The sequence below is a fragment of the Rhodophyticola sp. CCM32 genome (assembly GCF_004751985.1).
GTDB lineage: Bacteria > Pseudomonadota > Alphaproteobacteria > Rhodobacterales > Rhodobacteraceae > Rhodophyticola.
Window position 1 is genome coordinate 947778 of record NZ_CP038492.1, and the last position, 13794, is coordinate 961571.

A 13794-nucleotide genomic window follows, 5' to 3' on the forward strand; every position below is an offset into this window, starting at 1 on the left:
ATTTTTCTGTCAGATATTTTGCGGTGTCAGTTTCACTGAAGCCGCAAAAGACATCACACCATCAGCGCCACGATCAGGCCCAAAGCCATCCCGGTTAAAAACCCGCCATACATCAGAACCATTGGTGCAGACATTTCCATTCTCCTTCAGCCGTTTCTGTAAGAACGTCTGAGCGGGGAAAGGGTTCAAATAATCTGCGGTTCGCTTTGCTGAAGCCTGCCCTCACGCAGGCAAAACCGATGCGGGTCTGCCCGGAAAAGGGCAGGGTCCACGGCCCTGCCGGCTATCTGCGCGTTGCATCTGCCAGATGGCGCACGAAGCCCTGGGTTTTTCGTGCCGCCTCGATCCGCCATGTCAGGATTTCCTTTTCAAGGCGCAATCTGACATCCTGATATTCCGGGTCATGCCAAAGCGACACACGCTCGCCCGGGTCATCCTCCAGATTGAACAACTGGCCATCCTCGTGATCGACGAAATGCACCAGTTTCCAGGGCCCCTCACGCACCATCGTCATGAAATTGGTGCCATTCAGCAGCCCGTCATCGGCGGCTTCGGTAAAGACGCGGGGGCGGTCAACATCGCGCTCCCGAAATACCACATCATAGAGTGATTGCGCTTCCATCCAGTCTGGTACGTCACAGCCTGCAATCTCCAGAATGGTGGGGCCGAAATCCATCAGCGACACAAGTTCAGGCACCTTCACCCCGCCGGAGATCCTGCCGGGCCAGCACATGACCGCCGGCACATGAACGCTTTGTTCATACATGTTCCATTTCTGCGAATGGCCGTGATCATTCAGGCAATCGCCATGGTCTGTTGTGAAGATGATGACCGTATTGTCCAGCACATCCATGGCCTTCAGCTTTGCCACGATCTGGCCGACCTGTGTGTCGATCATCGTCATATTGGCATAGTAATACTGCCGTTGCCGGTACATTTGCTCATCTGTGGGATTTTCCAGATGAACCACGGCGTCATGAGCATGCAGCGTGTGGTTTTTGCGCAATTGACGCAGCGGCGCAGGCTGCGTGTCCAGATCATAATCGCGGATCGGTTTGGGCAGGTCGCGGCCCTCATATAGGTCGACATAACCTTGCGTCGGATCATAGGGCGGGTGCGGCCCCGGAAACCCGATCTGCAGAAAGAACGGTTTGTCGCCGCGGAAGCGATCCAGCCACCAGCAGGCGGTTTCGCCCACAAACACATCCGGGTGCAGATCCTCATCCTGTTCCCAGATGAAGGCGCCAAGCCGTTCCTCATAATCCGGCAGATCCGGGTAATGGACATATCGCGAGGGTTTATAGGCCTTGCGCGCCTGAAGCGCCTTGTCCCAATTGTCGAGGAAGAAGGGCAGCCCGGGATGATCACGATCCTTGTTTTCGACAACATGACGTTCGTGGAACCCAAAGGATGCCTCCATCGGGCAGGTATGCATCTTGCCGACATTCACGCAGTGATAGCCTGTATCGGCCAGCGCGCCGACCCAGGAATAATTCCAGGGTTCATCATTGCGGAACACGCCGTTTGTGTGCGGATAAGTGCCGGAGAACAGCGAGGCGCGGGACGGGGAACAGACCGGCGCCGTAACATACATGTTTTCAAAGACCGCGCCCTGATGCACCAGCGCATCCAGATGCGGGGTGGTCATGTGGTCAAAGCCATTGGCCGCGATCGTATCCAGCCTTTGCTGATCGGTGATGATGAAAACAATGTTTGGTTTGTCGGTCATGCAAAAGCTTCCAGTCGCCGCAACGATCACGTCATTTCCAGACCGGATGCGAGGTTCTAATGTTCCAGATGCCGCATCTTTCACAGGCGGTCACATCTGTGCAAGGGGGTGGTGGCGGATTGGGCGTTCGGCTTTGCAGCCCCCCGCCTGTAACCTGAACCATGACGTATCGCCAATGTGCCCCAGAGCGCCGAAGGCGGGGCAGGGTATTGGGGAGGCAGGGTCAAGGCGGGGTGCTGTAGGCCTCAGTTTTGCCTTGCACTTTTCGGGGCAGACTTGCAGCTTCGCCACAATGAATTGCCCCCATACGCGACCGATCTGACAGGTCGGGTTGGACACAGATAATCAGGAAGAGTTTATATGACAGTTTTGGAGACGAACCGCTGGTCTGCTGATCGGGTAAATGCCTGGTATGATGCCCAGGACTGGCCCTGCGGGTTCAATTACATGCCAAGTACAGCGGTGAATTTCGCCGATATGTGGCATGCTGAAACATTTGATGCGGATCGCATCGCGACAGAGATGGGCTGGGCCGAGGCCATTGGCTATAATTCGGCGCGGGTGAATATCCAGTTCATTCAGTGGAAGACAGACCCGAAAGGGGTACTTGCGCGGGTAGATCGCTTTATGGACATCGCCGCGAAACATGGCGTTTCAACGGTTCTGTGCCTGTTCGACGATTGCGGGTTTTCCGGGGTGGAACCAACTGCCGGGGTGCAGCCGGACCCGGTACCAGATAAACATAACAGTCGCGCGCTTGCCAGCCCCGGGCGCGATGCGGTGCTGGATGAGACCCAATGGCCGGATTATCTGGATTATGTGAAAGACGTGGTCACGACCTTTGCCGATGACCCGCGTATTCTGTTCTGGGATCTGTATAACGAGCCCGGCAATGACAGTATTTTTCTGACTGATGTGACCGAAGACCGGTATAGCGATGCGCTTTGGGCCAAATCCTTTGCCCTATGCAAGAAGGTCTTTGCCGAGGCACGTGCGATCAACCCCAGCCAGCCGGTCACATCGGCGGCCTGGATGCTGGAGCATGCCTGGGAAAACGAAGAAGGCATCGGCACGGCCTATCAGAACGAGATTGACCAGTTCCTTCTGGATGCGTCTGATATCATCAGCTTCCATGCCTATTGCCCGCTTCCCTGGTTCACCAAAATCATCGGAACCCTGCAGGAATTCGGTCGGCCCATCATGTGTACCGAATGGCTGGCACGCCCCGCTGGCAGCATCATGTCGGAACAATTGCCGCTGATGCATGACCACCGGATCGGTGCCTATCAATGGGGTTTTGTGAACGGGCGCAGCCAGACAAATATCCCCTGGCCGAACCTGAAAGCGAAAATCCGGAATTTCGACGCGACGACAAGCCCCTGGTTCCATGATGTCCTGCGTGAAGACGGGTCACCCTATGATGCGCATGAAATGGAATTGGTAAGCAGGCTGACATCAAAAAGCTGAGATTTGACCTGAAAGATCATACACGGGCTTATGTTTACATGTCATGCTGTCGCAGAGCGCTATTTCTTACAACGACCTGCCTTGAACTTGAGCCATGACGTATCGCCAATGTGCCCCGGAACGCGAGGGCGTGGCAGGGTATTGGGGATGCAGGTTCAAGGCGGGGTGCTGTAGCTATTTGAATTGTCTGCCGTCAGCGCCTATGGGTCCAAATAGGGTTATTCCTCTTGTTTCGTCAGTAGCGCCCAGATGACCCGGGCGGATTTGTTGGCCATGGCGACTGTCGCCAGCCGGAACGGCTTTTCGTCTAGAAGCTTCGCCGTCCAGGTGTCGGCTTTCTCCGGGCTGTTCTTGGCCATGAGTGCGCGCGACGTCATTCCGATGATCAGCAGTTTTCGGATGTAACGGTCAGGCGACACTCTGACAAATCAGCGGCCACCTCAGGGAGCGTTCGAAGAAAAACTAGAACTCGCTCTGCAATTCCTCTCAAACCCTTGGAAACTTTGGGAAAGAGATCACGTCGCAACGAAGCGATTGGTGCTCAAACGCGCCTTCCAGAGCCCCATTGCACACGACCGAATTGGGAGTGATTTGAAGAATGGTGCCGCAGGGGAGGATTGAACTCCCGACCTCGTCATTACCAATGACGCGCTCTACCACTGAGCTACTGCGGCGCTGCCTCGTGTGGGCGGTGGATTAGACGCTATTGCCCAATGACGCAAGCGCAATCTGGACCCTGTCGCGCGGCTGCGGTAGAGGAAAGGTTATGGAGCGGAAGACCTCAAAACCCGGGCGGTCCGACAGGGCCAAATCCACAGGCAAGACCCGCGAAGACAGGTTGAAATCGGCGTTGAAAGCAAACCTTCAGCGCCGCAAGGCACAGTCGCGTGCGCGTATCACCGCGGCGGAGCAGGACACCAAAGATTAGAGGCAGGACATTATGGATTCGATTGTTGTACAGGGCAACGGGCCGCTTTCAGGGCAGATCCCAATCTCGGGCGCCAAGAACACCTGTCTGAAACTGATGACGGCGGCGCTTCTCAGCGAGGAACCGCTGACATTGACCAATGTGCCCCGCCTGTCCGATATCCGCACGCTCAGCACGCTGCTGGCCTCCCATGGGTGCGAGGTGGCGCTGCTGCAGGACGGTCGGGTGATGGCACTTTCCGCCCGGCAGATCACCAACCGGCGCGCGGATTATGAGATTGTGCGGAAGCTCCGCGCGTCCTTCAATGTGCTTGGGCCCCTTCTGGCCCGCGAGGGGGAGGCGATTGTGTCTTTGCCCGGCGGCTGTGCCATCGGGGCACGCAAGGTTGATCTGCATATGATGGCGCTGGAAAAACTGGGCGCCAGCATTGTGCTGGAAGAGGGGTATGTCCATGCCACGGCGCCAAACGGGTTGACCGGGGCGGTGATCGACTTCCCGTTTGTCTCTGTCGGGGCCACGGAAAACGCGCTGACAGCCGCCACATTGGCCAAGGGCACCACGGTGATCAAGAACGCCGCGCGGGAACCCGATACGGTCGATCTGGCGAAATGCCTGAGCGCGATGGGGGCGAAGATCAGTGGGGCGGGCACCTCCGAAATCACCATTGAAGGGGTGGAGCGGCTGCATGCAGCCACCCATCAGGTGATCCCCGACCGGATTGAGCTGGGCACCTTCATGATTGCCCCGGCGATCTGCGGTGGCGAGGTGGAACTGATCGGCGGCAGGCGCGATCTGCTATCGGCATTCTGTGACAAGCTGGAAGCCGCCGGGATCGAGATTGCCGAGACTGACCTGGGCCTGAAAGTCGCCCGCAAAAACGGGCCGGTGAAAGCGGTTGATGTGACAACGGCGCCATTCCCGGGGTTCGCGACGGATTTGCAGGCGCAGTTCATGGCGCTGATGTGTACCGCTGAAGGGGTTTGCGTGTTGGAAGAGACGATCTTTGAAAACCGGTTCATGCATGCGCCCGAATTGATCCGCATGGGGGCCGATATTGATGTTCATGGCGGCACCGCGACGGTGACCGGTGTCGCGGGCCTGACCGGCGCGCCGGTGATGGCGACTGATTTGCGGGCCAGTGTCAGCCTGATCCTTGCGGGTCTGGCGGCAGAGGGGGACACCACGGTGGCGCGGGTCTATCACCTTGATCGCGGGTATGAACGGATTGAAGAGAAACTGTCAGCCGTGGGTGCCAGAATTGAGCGGGTGCGGTCTGATGGGTGAAGATGCGCGGTTTGAAGATGGCGGGGACATGCCGCTGGCGTTGAAAGCGCTGGATGCGGAGGATCTCAAGGTGATCTCGGCGCTGGTGCAGGATGCGGTATTCCCGATCACCGAGATGACCTGGGACCGCAGCAAACGCCGCTTCGCGGTTCTGCTCAACCGGTTCCGCTGGGAAGACAGGGGCCGCGCCCGGGCACCGGAACGGGTGCAGGCAGTGTTGGTTTTCGAGGATGTGATGGCGGTCAGCAGCCAGGATCTGGACCAGAGCGATCATGATCTGATCCTGTCGTTTTTGTCACTGGACTGGACCCCGGGCGAAGATGGCATGGGCCGTATAACACTGGTGCTGGCCGGTGACGGGATTGTCGCGGTCGAGGTTGAAGCGCTGGAGGTCACGCTGAAAGACGTGACCCGGCCTTATGGCGCACCCTCGAAAAAGATGCCGACCCACCCGGAATGAAAATCCGGCGGCTGACAGCGGCGGATGCGGCGGCGTTCCGCGACATCCGGTTGCTGATGCTTCAGACCGACCCCGCGGCCTTTGGCTCCACCTATGCGGATTGGGCCGCCAAGCCCATGGCCGAGATCAAGGCCTGGATCGAGATGATGCATCTTTTCGCGGCGATGGAGGGGGATCAATGTCTGGCCACGGCTGCATGGCATCGTTTCAAGGGCGATACTGTCAGCCACCGGGGCCATGTGATTGCGGTCTATACACGGCCGGAAGCACGCGGTCAGGGCCTGTTCCGGCAGATCATGGCCGCCCTTGAGGCGGATGCCCGGGCCGAGGGCGTCTTGCAACTGGACCTGGATGTCTCGGTCAGCCAACCCGCCGCTTTTGCAGGGTATCTGGCCCTTGGCTATACCGAACTGGGCCGCTGCCCCCGGGCGCTCTGCCATGACGGGGTCTATTCCGACAAGATCATGATGCAGAAGCTGTTTGAGCCCGGTGCCGAGACGCTTCTGCCCCGCGCGTGAGCGATGAGAGGGGCAAGACATCCGACCATCGGCAGGCCAATGGTTAAGCGGTTGAGGCTGCTGCTGCGGCGCGGTATGGCTCCCGCGGGCGGTCAGGAGGCGTTGAGATGCCGGTTTTTCTGAACAGTGGCGATGCCGGGTTTGAGGCGCGCTTTGCAGCACTTCTTGAGATGAAGCGCGAAGATGCGCCCGAGGTGGATGATGTGGTGGCCGGCATCATTGCGGATGTCCGGGCGCGGGGCGATGCAGCAGTGATTGCGCTGACCGAGCAGTTTGACCGGCTGAAACTGACCGCCGGGACGCTGGCCTATACCCGTGCCGAGATCGACGAGGCGATTGCGCATGTGCCCGCCGATGAACGGGCGGCGCTGGAACTGGCGGCGGACCGGATCCGCGCCTATCACACGCGTCAGATGCCCGGTGATGCCAGTTGGACAGACGCGCAGGGCGCCACCCTTGGCTGGCGCTGGACGCCGGTGGACGCGGCCGGTCTTTATGTGCCGGGGGGGCTTGCCTCTTACCCGTCTTCGGTTCTGATGAACGCGATCCCGGCGCAGGTGGCGGGGGTGGAAAATCTGGTGATTTCTGCGCCGACACCTGATGGGGCGGTGAACCCGCTGGTGCTGCTGGCCGCCCGTCTTTCAGGGGTCGACACCGTGTATCGCATCGGCGGTGCGCAGGCCATTGCCGCCATGGCCTATGGCACGGAAACGATCGCGCCTGTGGACAAGATCACCGGGCCGGGCAATGCCTATGTGGCCGCCGCCAAGCGCCGGGTTTTCGGCAAGGTCGGGATCGACATGATTGCCGGGCCGTCCGAGATTCTGGTGATTGCGGATAAAGCCAATGACCCGGACTGGATTGCCGTCGATCTGTTGAGCCAGGCAGAACATGACGAAAGCGCACAGGCGATCCTGATCACCGATGATGCGGAATTTGGCCGGACGGTTGCGGCAGCCGTTGAAACCCGGCTGCAAACCCTGACGCGGCGGGCTATCGCCGGTCCAAGCTGGCGCGAGTATGGGGCGGTCATCACTGTGGGCGATCTGGCCGAGGCCGCCGCCCTGTCTGATCGCATCGCCCCTGAACATCTGGAACTCTGCGTGGCCGACCCCCATGCGCTGCTGGCGCAGATCAGACATGCGGGCGCGATTTTTCTGGGGCAATGGACGCCGGAGGCCATTGGCGATTATATCGGCGGGCCGAACCATGTGCTGCCCACCGCGCGCTCGGCCCGGTTCTCGTCAGGTCTGAGCGTGATGGATTTCCTGAAACGCACCACTCTGGCAGAAATGACACCTGCGGCTTTGCGCGTCATAGGCCCGGCGGCCGAGCTTCTGGCACGATCAGAAAGCCTGGAGGCGCATGGATTGTCCGTGCGGGCGCGGCTGGACCGTTTGAATGAAGGCCCCCAGGACAGAGGCCGAGAGTGATGACAATGCATTTGACACATATCGAGATTGATACCACCGGCTTGCCCGCTCCCACGCCCGAGATCGAGCAGGAGCGCAAAGTCGCGATTTTCGACCTGCTGGAGGAAAACTCCTTCAATCTGCCCACCCGTGAGGACCGTGCGGTTCCTGCCGGGCCTTACCGTCTGGTATTGGCGATCCGCGAGCGGCGGCTGGTCTTCGGTGTGACAACCGATGACGGTCAGGCTGCCAGCGAATTTCACCTGTCGCTCAGCCCGTTCCGGCAGGTGGTCAAGGATTACTGGCAGATCTGCGAAAGCTATTTCGATGCAGTGAAAAAACTGCCTCCCAGCCAGATCGAGGCCATTGATATGGCGCGGCGCGGTATCCACAACGAAGGTGCGCGTGTGCTGCAGGAACGGCTGGAAGGCAAGGCGGATGTGGATATGGACACGGCAAGACGCCTGTTCACGCTGATCTGTGTTCTGCATTTCGGGGTCTAGGACGCGGTGTTTGCGGGCTTCCCAAATTCGGTTCTGTTCTGCTGCGACCACAACGCCACCCGGTCCCCCATGGCCGAAGGCCTGATGAAGAAATTCTATGGCCACCGGGCCTATGTGCAATCTGCCGGGGTGAAACATGAATTGGAGATTGACGGTTTCGCCGTGGCTGTCAGTCAGGAACTGGGGATCGAACTGGCCCGCCATCAGGTGCGCAGCTTTGACGAGATGCAGCAATGGGGCGATGACCTGTCCGGCTTTGATCTGGTGGTTGCGCTGTCGCCTGCCAGTCAACGCAAAGCCCTTGAGTTTACGCGCCATTACCATCTGCATGTCGAATACTGGCCGATCATGGACCCGACCGGGCTGGGGGAGAGTCGCGAGGCGAAACTGGATGCCTACCGTCAGACCCGCGACCAGATCGTCACCTGCATGCAGGACCGGTTCGGCCCGCCAACCGAGGTGGAAGAGACCTCAGAGTGATCTTTGACCGCACTGCGGGCTCTCTGACGATAGCGGTTTGCGTTTTTATATGAGGCAGTCCCATCTTTAAAACTGCCTTTGAACCGAAGGTGATGGCTTCGGACTGAAATTCCGTGCCAACCCGCAGCATCTTCCCGCCCGGCGGCACCGCCGGGCAGCGCCCGTACCGCCCCCACGGGGCGGGCGCTGCCCTCTGCGCAATGCATATATGTATACGTTTCAAAACTTGGGGCGGGCGCTTGAGCGGCAGCGGTTTGCGATGCAGTTCAAAGGCAAACCGCTTCAAGGAAGGCCCCCGGGTCCTGCCATGGGACGCGCGACAAGCTGCGCGCTATGGCTGTGATCCCCCTGTTCATCCCGTTGCCACCTTCATACATGCTTGGGCAGAGCGTGCGACCTACAGGGTGATCAGCAGGCCAAACCCGACGCGGGTGCAGATTTGCCTTGAAAACCGGACGCTCAGGGCGCATTTAGCCGCTACCCGCAAAATTGGCGGGTCGATATGTATGGAGAGACTATGGCCAAGGAAGAAATGCTCGAATTTCCCGGCGTCGTGAAGGAGCTCCTGCCGAATGCGACATTCCGGGTCGAGCTTGAAAACGGCCATGAGATCATCGCACATACGGCAGGAAAGATGCGCAAGAACCGGATCAGGGTTCTGGCAGGCGACAAGGTTCAGGTGGAAATGACGCCCTATGACCTGAGCAAGGGCCGCATCAACTATCGCTTTAAATAAACATGACCGTGGCCCGTAAACTGGGGTTTGGTTCTGGAATATGTCGTGGGATCGGACCATGAAACTGATCCTCGGATCGGGCAGCCCTCGCCGGAAAGAGCTTCTGGCGGTTCTGGGTGTGACGCCCGATGCCATCGCCCCGCCGGATATCGACGAAGACCCCGACCCGGGTGAGCTGCCACGCCCCTATTGTCGCCGCGTGGCGCGTGAAAAGGCACTGGCAGTGGCCGCGGGGCCGGAGGATATGGTGCTGTGCGCCGATACCACCGTTGCCATGGGGCGCCGGATCATCGGCAAACCTTCCGATGCGGGGGACGCGGCGGCGTTTCTGCTGGCGCTCTCCGGGCGGCGGCATCGGGTGATCACCGCTGTGGCATTGCGCAAGGGCGACAGGCTTTGGGAACGGGATGTGGAAAGCCGGGTGCAGATGAAGCGCCTCAGCGATGTGGAACTGAACGGGTATCTGGCCACGAATGACTGGCAGGGCAAGGCGGGCGCTTATTCGATCCAGGGACCTGCGGGTGCCTTCATTCCCTGGATCAGCGGCAGCCATTCGGCGATCATGGGCCTGCCCCTGGCTGAAACCGCCGCTTTGCTACAGGCGGCGGGCTGGCCGGTCTGGCGGCAGGCATGAAAGGCCGGATTGTTCTGCTGGATGAGGTGGCGGGCCGTAAGGCCGCCGCGCTGATGGTCGATGGGCGGCTGGAGGAATTTGCGCTGGACCCAACGGAAGGGGCGCCGCCAGCCCCCGGAACCATCCTGCGCGCGATCTGTGACCGTCCCTTGAAAGGACAGGGCGGGATGATCCTCAAACTGCCCAATGGCGCGGGGTTTCTGCGTCAGGGCAAGGGGTTCAGGCCCGGTCAGCCGGTTCTGGTGCAGGTGACCGGTTTGGGGGAGGATGGCAAAGCCACGCCGGTCACCACCCGCCTGCTGTTCAAAAGCCGCTATGCGATTGTGACGCCCGGGGCGCCGGGGTTGAACATCGCCCGTTCGATCCGCGATGAGGCAGAGCGGGACCGGCTGCTGGAGATTGCCCATGCCTCGATGGAAGCCGGTGAAGACCTCGGGCTGATCCTGCGCAGCGCGGCGGAGGGCGTGGCCGAGGAGGCTCTCGCCGATGACATCACCGCCATGGCGGGTCTGGCCAAGGCGGTTCTGGATGACAGGGACGGCCCGCCGGAATGCCTGCTGGATGCGCCAGACGCCCATCTGACCGCCTGGCGGGACTGGTCTGTTCCTGACCCGGACGACGTGCTGGAGCAGCCCGGCTGTTTCGCCGATGCCGGTGTTCTGGAAGCAGTCGAGGCTTTGCTGGTCCCGCAGATGCCCTTGCCCGGCGGCGCCTCGGCAATGGTTGAACCAACCTCGGCACTTGTCGCTGTCGATGTGAATACCGGCCCCGATACCTCGCTGGCGGCCGGTCTGAAGGCCAATTTTGCCCTGGCCCGCGACCTGCCGCGGCAATTGCGCCTGCGCGGGCTGGCCGGGCAGATCACCCTGGATGTAGCCCCGATGCCGAAGAAGGACCGCCGCCAGTTCGAGGATGCCCTGCGCCGGGCCTTTCGCGGCGATGCCACCGACACGGTCCTTGCCGGCTGGACGCCGCTGGGCCATTTTGAACTGCAACGCAAACGCGACCGATGGCCGCTGACGGAGCTTTGGCCCGGATGACCTGCCCGATCTGTACAAAAAAGACCGACCCGAAATACCGCCCCTTCTGCTCACGCCGATGCGCAGATATTGACCTGGGCCGTTGGCTGACTGGTGGCTATGCGATCCCCTCGACCGACCCGGAAGATGCGGATGACCTGCCCGAGGCCATGGAAAACGCAGCAAAATCCTCTCCCGACCGCCCTCATTGACGACCTGGCCCAAGAGGCGAAAAAAACGCCCCCCAACCTATGGACAGCCCCCGCCCAAACCCCTAGAACGCCTGCACCCTTGGCGGGCTGATCCGCCAAACCCGTGCCCGGGTAGCTCAGGGGTAGAGCAGTGGATTGAAAATCCTCGTGTCGGTGGTTCGATTCCGCCCCCGGGCACCACTTAACAAGCTGATATGTATGTGTTTTCTGCTCATGACTGATCCTCGTTTCGGTCAGGTTTGACGCTTTTCTGCGAAGGTTTGACACTTTCCGCCCGTCTTCGGTTCTCTTCTTCCAATGTCGCCATCGTCTCGCGGTTCTTGTCGGCAAGGTTTGCTGACCGCGAATAGTGCCGCGCCATGGACGGTGTTTTCTGCCCCAGAAGGTCCGCGATGCGCCGTTCATCCAGCCCCGCCTCGCGCAAAGTCGTGGCGACCGTGTGCCGCAAGCCCTTGAGGGTCAAGCCTTTTTCGATGAGGCTTTCTTTCTCAAGGACGGATTTGAAGCGGTGCCAAACGGTTGAAAAGCCGTTGTACGTCCACGCCTCGCCGCGAGAATTGGAAAGCACGGTTGCGGCGTCGTGGTTAGGCATGCGGTCAAGAGCCGCTTGAAGCGTCGGGCTGACCGGAATCGCGACTTCCTCGCCCGTCTTGCCGCGCACCCCCCAGATCGTACCCCCATCGACCTGATCCTTCCGTAATCGCAGGGCGTCGGATGGATCGAGGCCGGTGTTCATCATCAAGGCTAGGGCGACGCGCACATGAGGCTTTGCCTTCCCCAAGACGGTGTCTCGTTCCTCAATCGTCCACGGGCGGTTGGCATAAGCGCGGCCGCGCGGGCGGCGCTTTGGAATGACATCTTTGGCAAAGTTGGCAGAGATCAGACCCTTAGGGATGTTGTAGCGAAAAACCTCGCTCAGAAGCGTGCGGACCATGTTTGCCCGTCGCCAACCAATCTTCTTTGCGGCTTTGTCGTGGATACCTGCGATTAAGGGTGTATCGATCACGTGGATCGGCGTGTCGCGGATTGGCTCTAGGAAGTCGGCGCACTTGCGGTAGTCGCGCCGGGTGGCTTCGGCCAAATCCTGGTAGTGTTCTGTCTCGAAGTAGGACTGGATCAACCCGCCAAGAGTTCCGGCTTTGGGCGCTTTCGCTCTCTGTGCCTCGGCAATAGCTCGGATTGTATCACATTCGGCGAAGAACTCGGCTGAGCCGACAGGCGCGTGGGTCAGGTCCACCTTGTGGCCAGTTTTGCGATGGTAGCATCTTTGCTTCCCATGTCGGTCCTTGAAAATCTTGAACCCTTTGACCCGCACCTGTGTCATCAAAGGCGACCCAGAATAGTGTCGCGCGTCTCGGTCACAGCCCCGGATTTAACATCATCGATCCAGAGATCGAGATCGCGGCGATCCCAGAGTTGCATACCTTGCTTCAACTCCACCGGTCGAACCGGGCAGGTGGCTTTGAAATGCCTTACTGGTAAGCCGGCATAGCTCGCAGCCTCAGACTGCTTCAACATACGCTTGTCGATCACACTGATATTGAGATTCGTCGTCGGCATTAGTTGACCTCCCTACTCCACGTATCTGCATCAACCTGTTCCAGCTGCGCTTGAGTTGTAGCGAATGGCATCCTCACCGCTCAGCGTTCTGCTGCCCGGGTACGACCATGTTTCTTTGCACGAAGTCAGAAACGGCATCTTCAGGTAGGAAAAACGTGGATCCGATCTTTAGGTGTTTGATCTGCTTAGAGGCAATCAACGAACGGATGCGACGTTCGGGCCAACCACTTTTCTCGGCAAGTTCTTTTGGGGAAAGTAGTGCACAATTGGACATTTCACTTCCTCTTCTCGGCACAAGGCGGTAACATTTGTTCAGAATGCAGCAAGGCGCGAACGTTACCAATAGTAGGGCACGTATGTTACCATGACAAGCCAAAACGTCCCCATAGGGCAGCGGATGCGCGAAACACGTGAAGGAACGGGACATTCGCAAAGCAAATTTGCAGCCATGCTGGGGCTGTCTGATCGCGCATACAAAAACTATGAGCTAGGTAAACGAGAGGTCCCGTTGTCGACTTTGATCAAATTCGCTCAAGAGTTCGAAGTTGAGTTCGATTGGCTAGTTTTTGGAGATCAGATGCAACCAAAAGACGCAAAGCTAATGAATCTGGCGGTACAAACCAGTGAGGCAACGTATGCGCTGGCAACGGACCTCAAAGAGAAGCCCATGAGCATAGAACGCTACGTCAAATTCTTTGAGTACGTTCTTGATCAAAGCCGAGTAAAGGTTTCGATCCCGTCGCATGAAGCAAGAGCAGTCTTTGAGTTGATTAGGAGTGAAAATGCTAAGTGAGCCAAACGAAATGCGACGCGAGAGTGATCGCCAACTAGCACGAAACACCACACGGCTTG

17 protein-coding genes and 2 tRNA genes are annotated in these 13794 nt (G+C 59.2%); 14 read left to right on the forward strand and 5 right to left on the reverse strand.

Translation table 11 applies throughout. The annotated features are described in order from the left end of the window. Positions 1 to 283: 283 nt before the first annotated feature. A complete protein-coding gene (locus tag E2K80_RS04590; protein WP_135373211.1) occupies positions 284 to 1729 on the reverse strand; it encodes a sulfatase family protein in 1446 nt (481 codons plus the stop codon). A gap of 360 nt (positions 1730 to 2089) precedes the next feature. Here E2K80_RS04590 and E2K80_RS04595 point away from each other — a divergent pair, with 360 nt between their 5' ends. Beyond that, positions 2090 to 3196, forward strand: a complete 1107-nt coding sequence (locus E2K80_RS04595) for a cellulase family glycosylhydrolase (RefSeq protein WP_135373213.1) — start codon at positions 2090 to 2092, stop codon at positions 3194 to 3196. Positions 3197 to 3414: 218 nt separating this feature from the next. Here the strand turns inward: E2K80_RS04595 and E2K80_RS04600 are convergent, their stop codons facing one another. Together E2K80_RS04600 and E2K80_RS04605 are read right to left on the reverse strand one after the other, a co-directional pair. Further along, positions 3415 to 3555: a hypothetical protein gene (locus tag E2K80_RS04600; RefSeq protein ID WP_238475659.1), complete on the reverse strand. Its 141-nt coding sequence runs from the start codon at positions 3553 to 3555 to the stop codon at positions 3415 to 3417. 240 nt (positions 3556 to 3795) lie between these two features. After that, positions 3796 to 3870 (reverse strand) — tRNA-Thr (locus E2K80_RS04605). Between the two features lie 92 nt (positions 3871 to 3962). Between E2K80_RS04605 and E2K80_RS19050 the strand changes: the two genes are divergently transcribed. The 12 genes from E2K80_RS19050 to E2K80_RS04660 all read left to right on the forward strand — a co-directional run bounded on the left by E2K80_RS19050 (position 3963) and on the right by E2K80_RS04660 (position 11562). Then, on the forward strand, positions 3963 to 4124 hold the full coding sequence (locus E2K80_RS19050; RefSeq protein WP_168193100.1) for a hypothetical protein: 162 nt from the start codon (positions 3963 to 3965) through the stop codon (positions 4122 to 4124). A 12-nt stretch (positions 4125 to 4136) separates the two neighbouring features. Further along, the gene (murA, locus tag E2K80_RS04610; protein ID WP_135373215.1) at positions 4137 to 5408 is read left to right on the forward strand and encodes a UDP-N-acetylglucosamine 1-carboxyvinyltransferase; all 1272 of its coding nucleotides are present in this window, start codon (positions 4137 to 4139) and stop codon (positions 5406 to 5408) included. Beyond that, on the forward strand, positions 5401 to 5868 hold the full coding sequence (locus E2K80_RS04615) for a DUF2948 family protein (RefSeq protein ID WP_135373217.1): 468 nt from the start codon (positions 5401 to 5403) through the stop codon (positions 5866 to 5868). The genes murA and E2K80_RS04615 overlap by 8 nt, the downstream gene beginning before the upstream one ends. Then, positions 5865 to 6386, forward strand: a complete 522-nt coding sequence (locus E2K80_RS04620; protein ID WP_135373219.1) for a GNAT family N-acetyltransferase — start codon at positions 5865 to 5867, stop codon at positions 6384 to 6386. Before E2K80_RS04615 ends, E2K80_RS04620 begins: the two co-directional genes overlap by 4 nt. Before the next feature lie 107 nt (positions 6387 to 6493). Continuing rightward, the gene (hisD, locus tag E2K80_RS04625) at positions 6494 to 7819 is read left to right on the forward strand and encodes a histidinol dehydrogenase (protein ID WP_135373221.1); all 1326 of its coding nucleotides are present in this window, start codon (positions 6494 to 6496) and stop codon (positions 7817 to 7819) included. Next, complete coding sequence (locus E2K80_RS04630; RefSeq protein ID WP_135373223.1) at positions 7819 to 8301, forward strand: UPF0262 family protein; 483 nt, start codon at positions 7819 to 7821, stop codon at positions 8299 to 8301. Before hisD ends, E2K80_RS04630 begins: the two co-directional genes overlap by 1 nt. A gap of 6 nt (positions 8302 to 8307) precedes the next feature. Continuing rightward, complete coding sequence (locus E2K80_RS04635; RefSeq protein WP_274379249.1) at positions 8308 to 8781, forward strand: arsenate-mycothiol transferase ArsC; 474 nt, start codon at positions 8308 to 8310, stop codon at positions 8779 to 8781. A 517-nt stretch (positions 8782 to 9298) separates the two neighbouring features. Continuing rightward, positions 9299 to 9517: a translation initiation factor IF-1 gene (infA, locus tag E2K80_RS04640; protein WP_055681185.1), complete on the forward strand. Its 219-nt coding sequence runs from the start codon at positions 9299 to 9301 to the stop codon at positions 9515 to 9517. A 58-nt stretch (positions 9518 to 9575) separates the two neighbouring features. Continuing rightward, positions 9576 to 10151 carry a Maf family protein gene (locus tag E2K80_RS04645; RefSeq protein WP_135373225.1) on the forward strand — a complete coding sequence of 192 codons (576 nt, stop codon included), beginning with the start codon at positions 9576 to 9578 and terminating at the stop codon, positions 10149 to 10151. Next, complete coding sequence (locus tag E2K80_RS04650; protein WP_135373227.1) at positions 10148 to 11191, forward strand: ribonuclease E/G; 1044 nt, start codon at positions 10148 to 10150, stop codon at positions 11189 to 11191. The genes E2K80_RS04645 and E2K80_RS04650 overlap by 4 nt, the downstream gene beginning before the upstream one ends. Next, complete coding sequence (locus E2K80_RS04655) at positions 11188 to 11382, forward strand: DNA gyrase inhibitor YacG (protein ID WP_135376477.1); 195 nt, start codon at positions 11188 to 11190, stop codon at positions 11380 to 11382. Before E2K80_RS04650 ends, E2K80_RS04655 begins: the two co-directional genes overlap by 4 nt. Before the next feature lie 105 nt (positions 11383 to 11487). Further along, a tRNA-Phe gene (locus tag E2K80_RS04660) sits at positions 11488 to 11562 on the forward strand. A gap of 31 nt (positions 11563 to 11593) precedes the next feature. Here E2K80_RS04660 and E2K80_RS04665 read toward each other — a convergent pair. Both E2K80_RS04665 and E2K80_RS04670 read right to left on the reverse strand, forming a co-directional pair. After that, on the reverse strand, positions 11594 to 12706 hold the full coding sequence (locus E2K80_RS04665; protein ID WP_135373229.1) for a tyrosine-type recombinase/integrase: 1113 nt from the start codon (positions 12704 to 12706) through the stop codon (positions 11594 to 11596). Beyond that, positions 12706 to 12942, reverse strand: coding sequence for a hypothetical protein (locus E2K80_RS04670; protein ID WP_135373231.1), 237 nt, complete (start codon positions 12940 to 12942; stop codon positions 12706 to 12708). Before E2K80_RS04670 ends, E2K80_RS04665 begins: the two co-directional genes overlap by 1 nt. A gap of 397 nt (positions 12943 to 13339) precedes the next feature. Between E2K80_RS04670 and E2K80_RS04680 the strand changes: the two genes are divergently transcribed. Beyond that, positions 13340 to 13735, forward strand: a complete 396-nt coding sequence (locus E2K80_RS04680; RefSeq protein WP_168193101.1) for a helix-turn-helix domain-containing protein — start codon at positions 13340 to 13342, stop codon at positions 13733 to 13735. Positions 13736 to 13794: the final 59 nt, after the last annotated feature.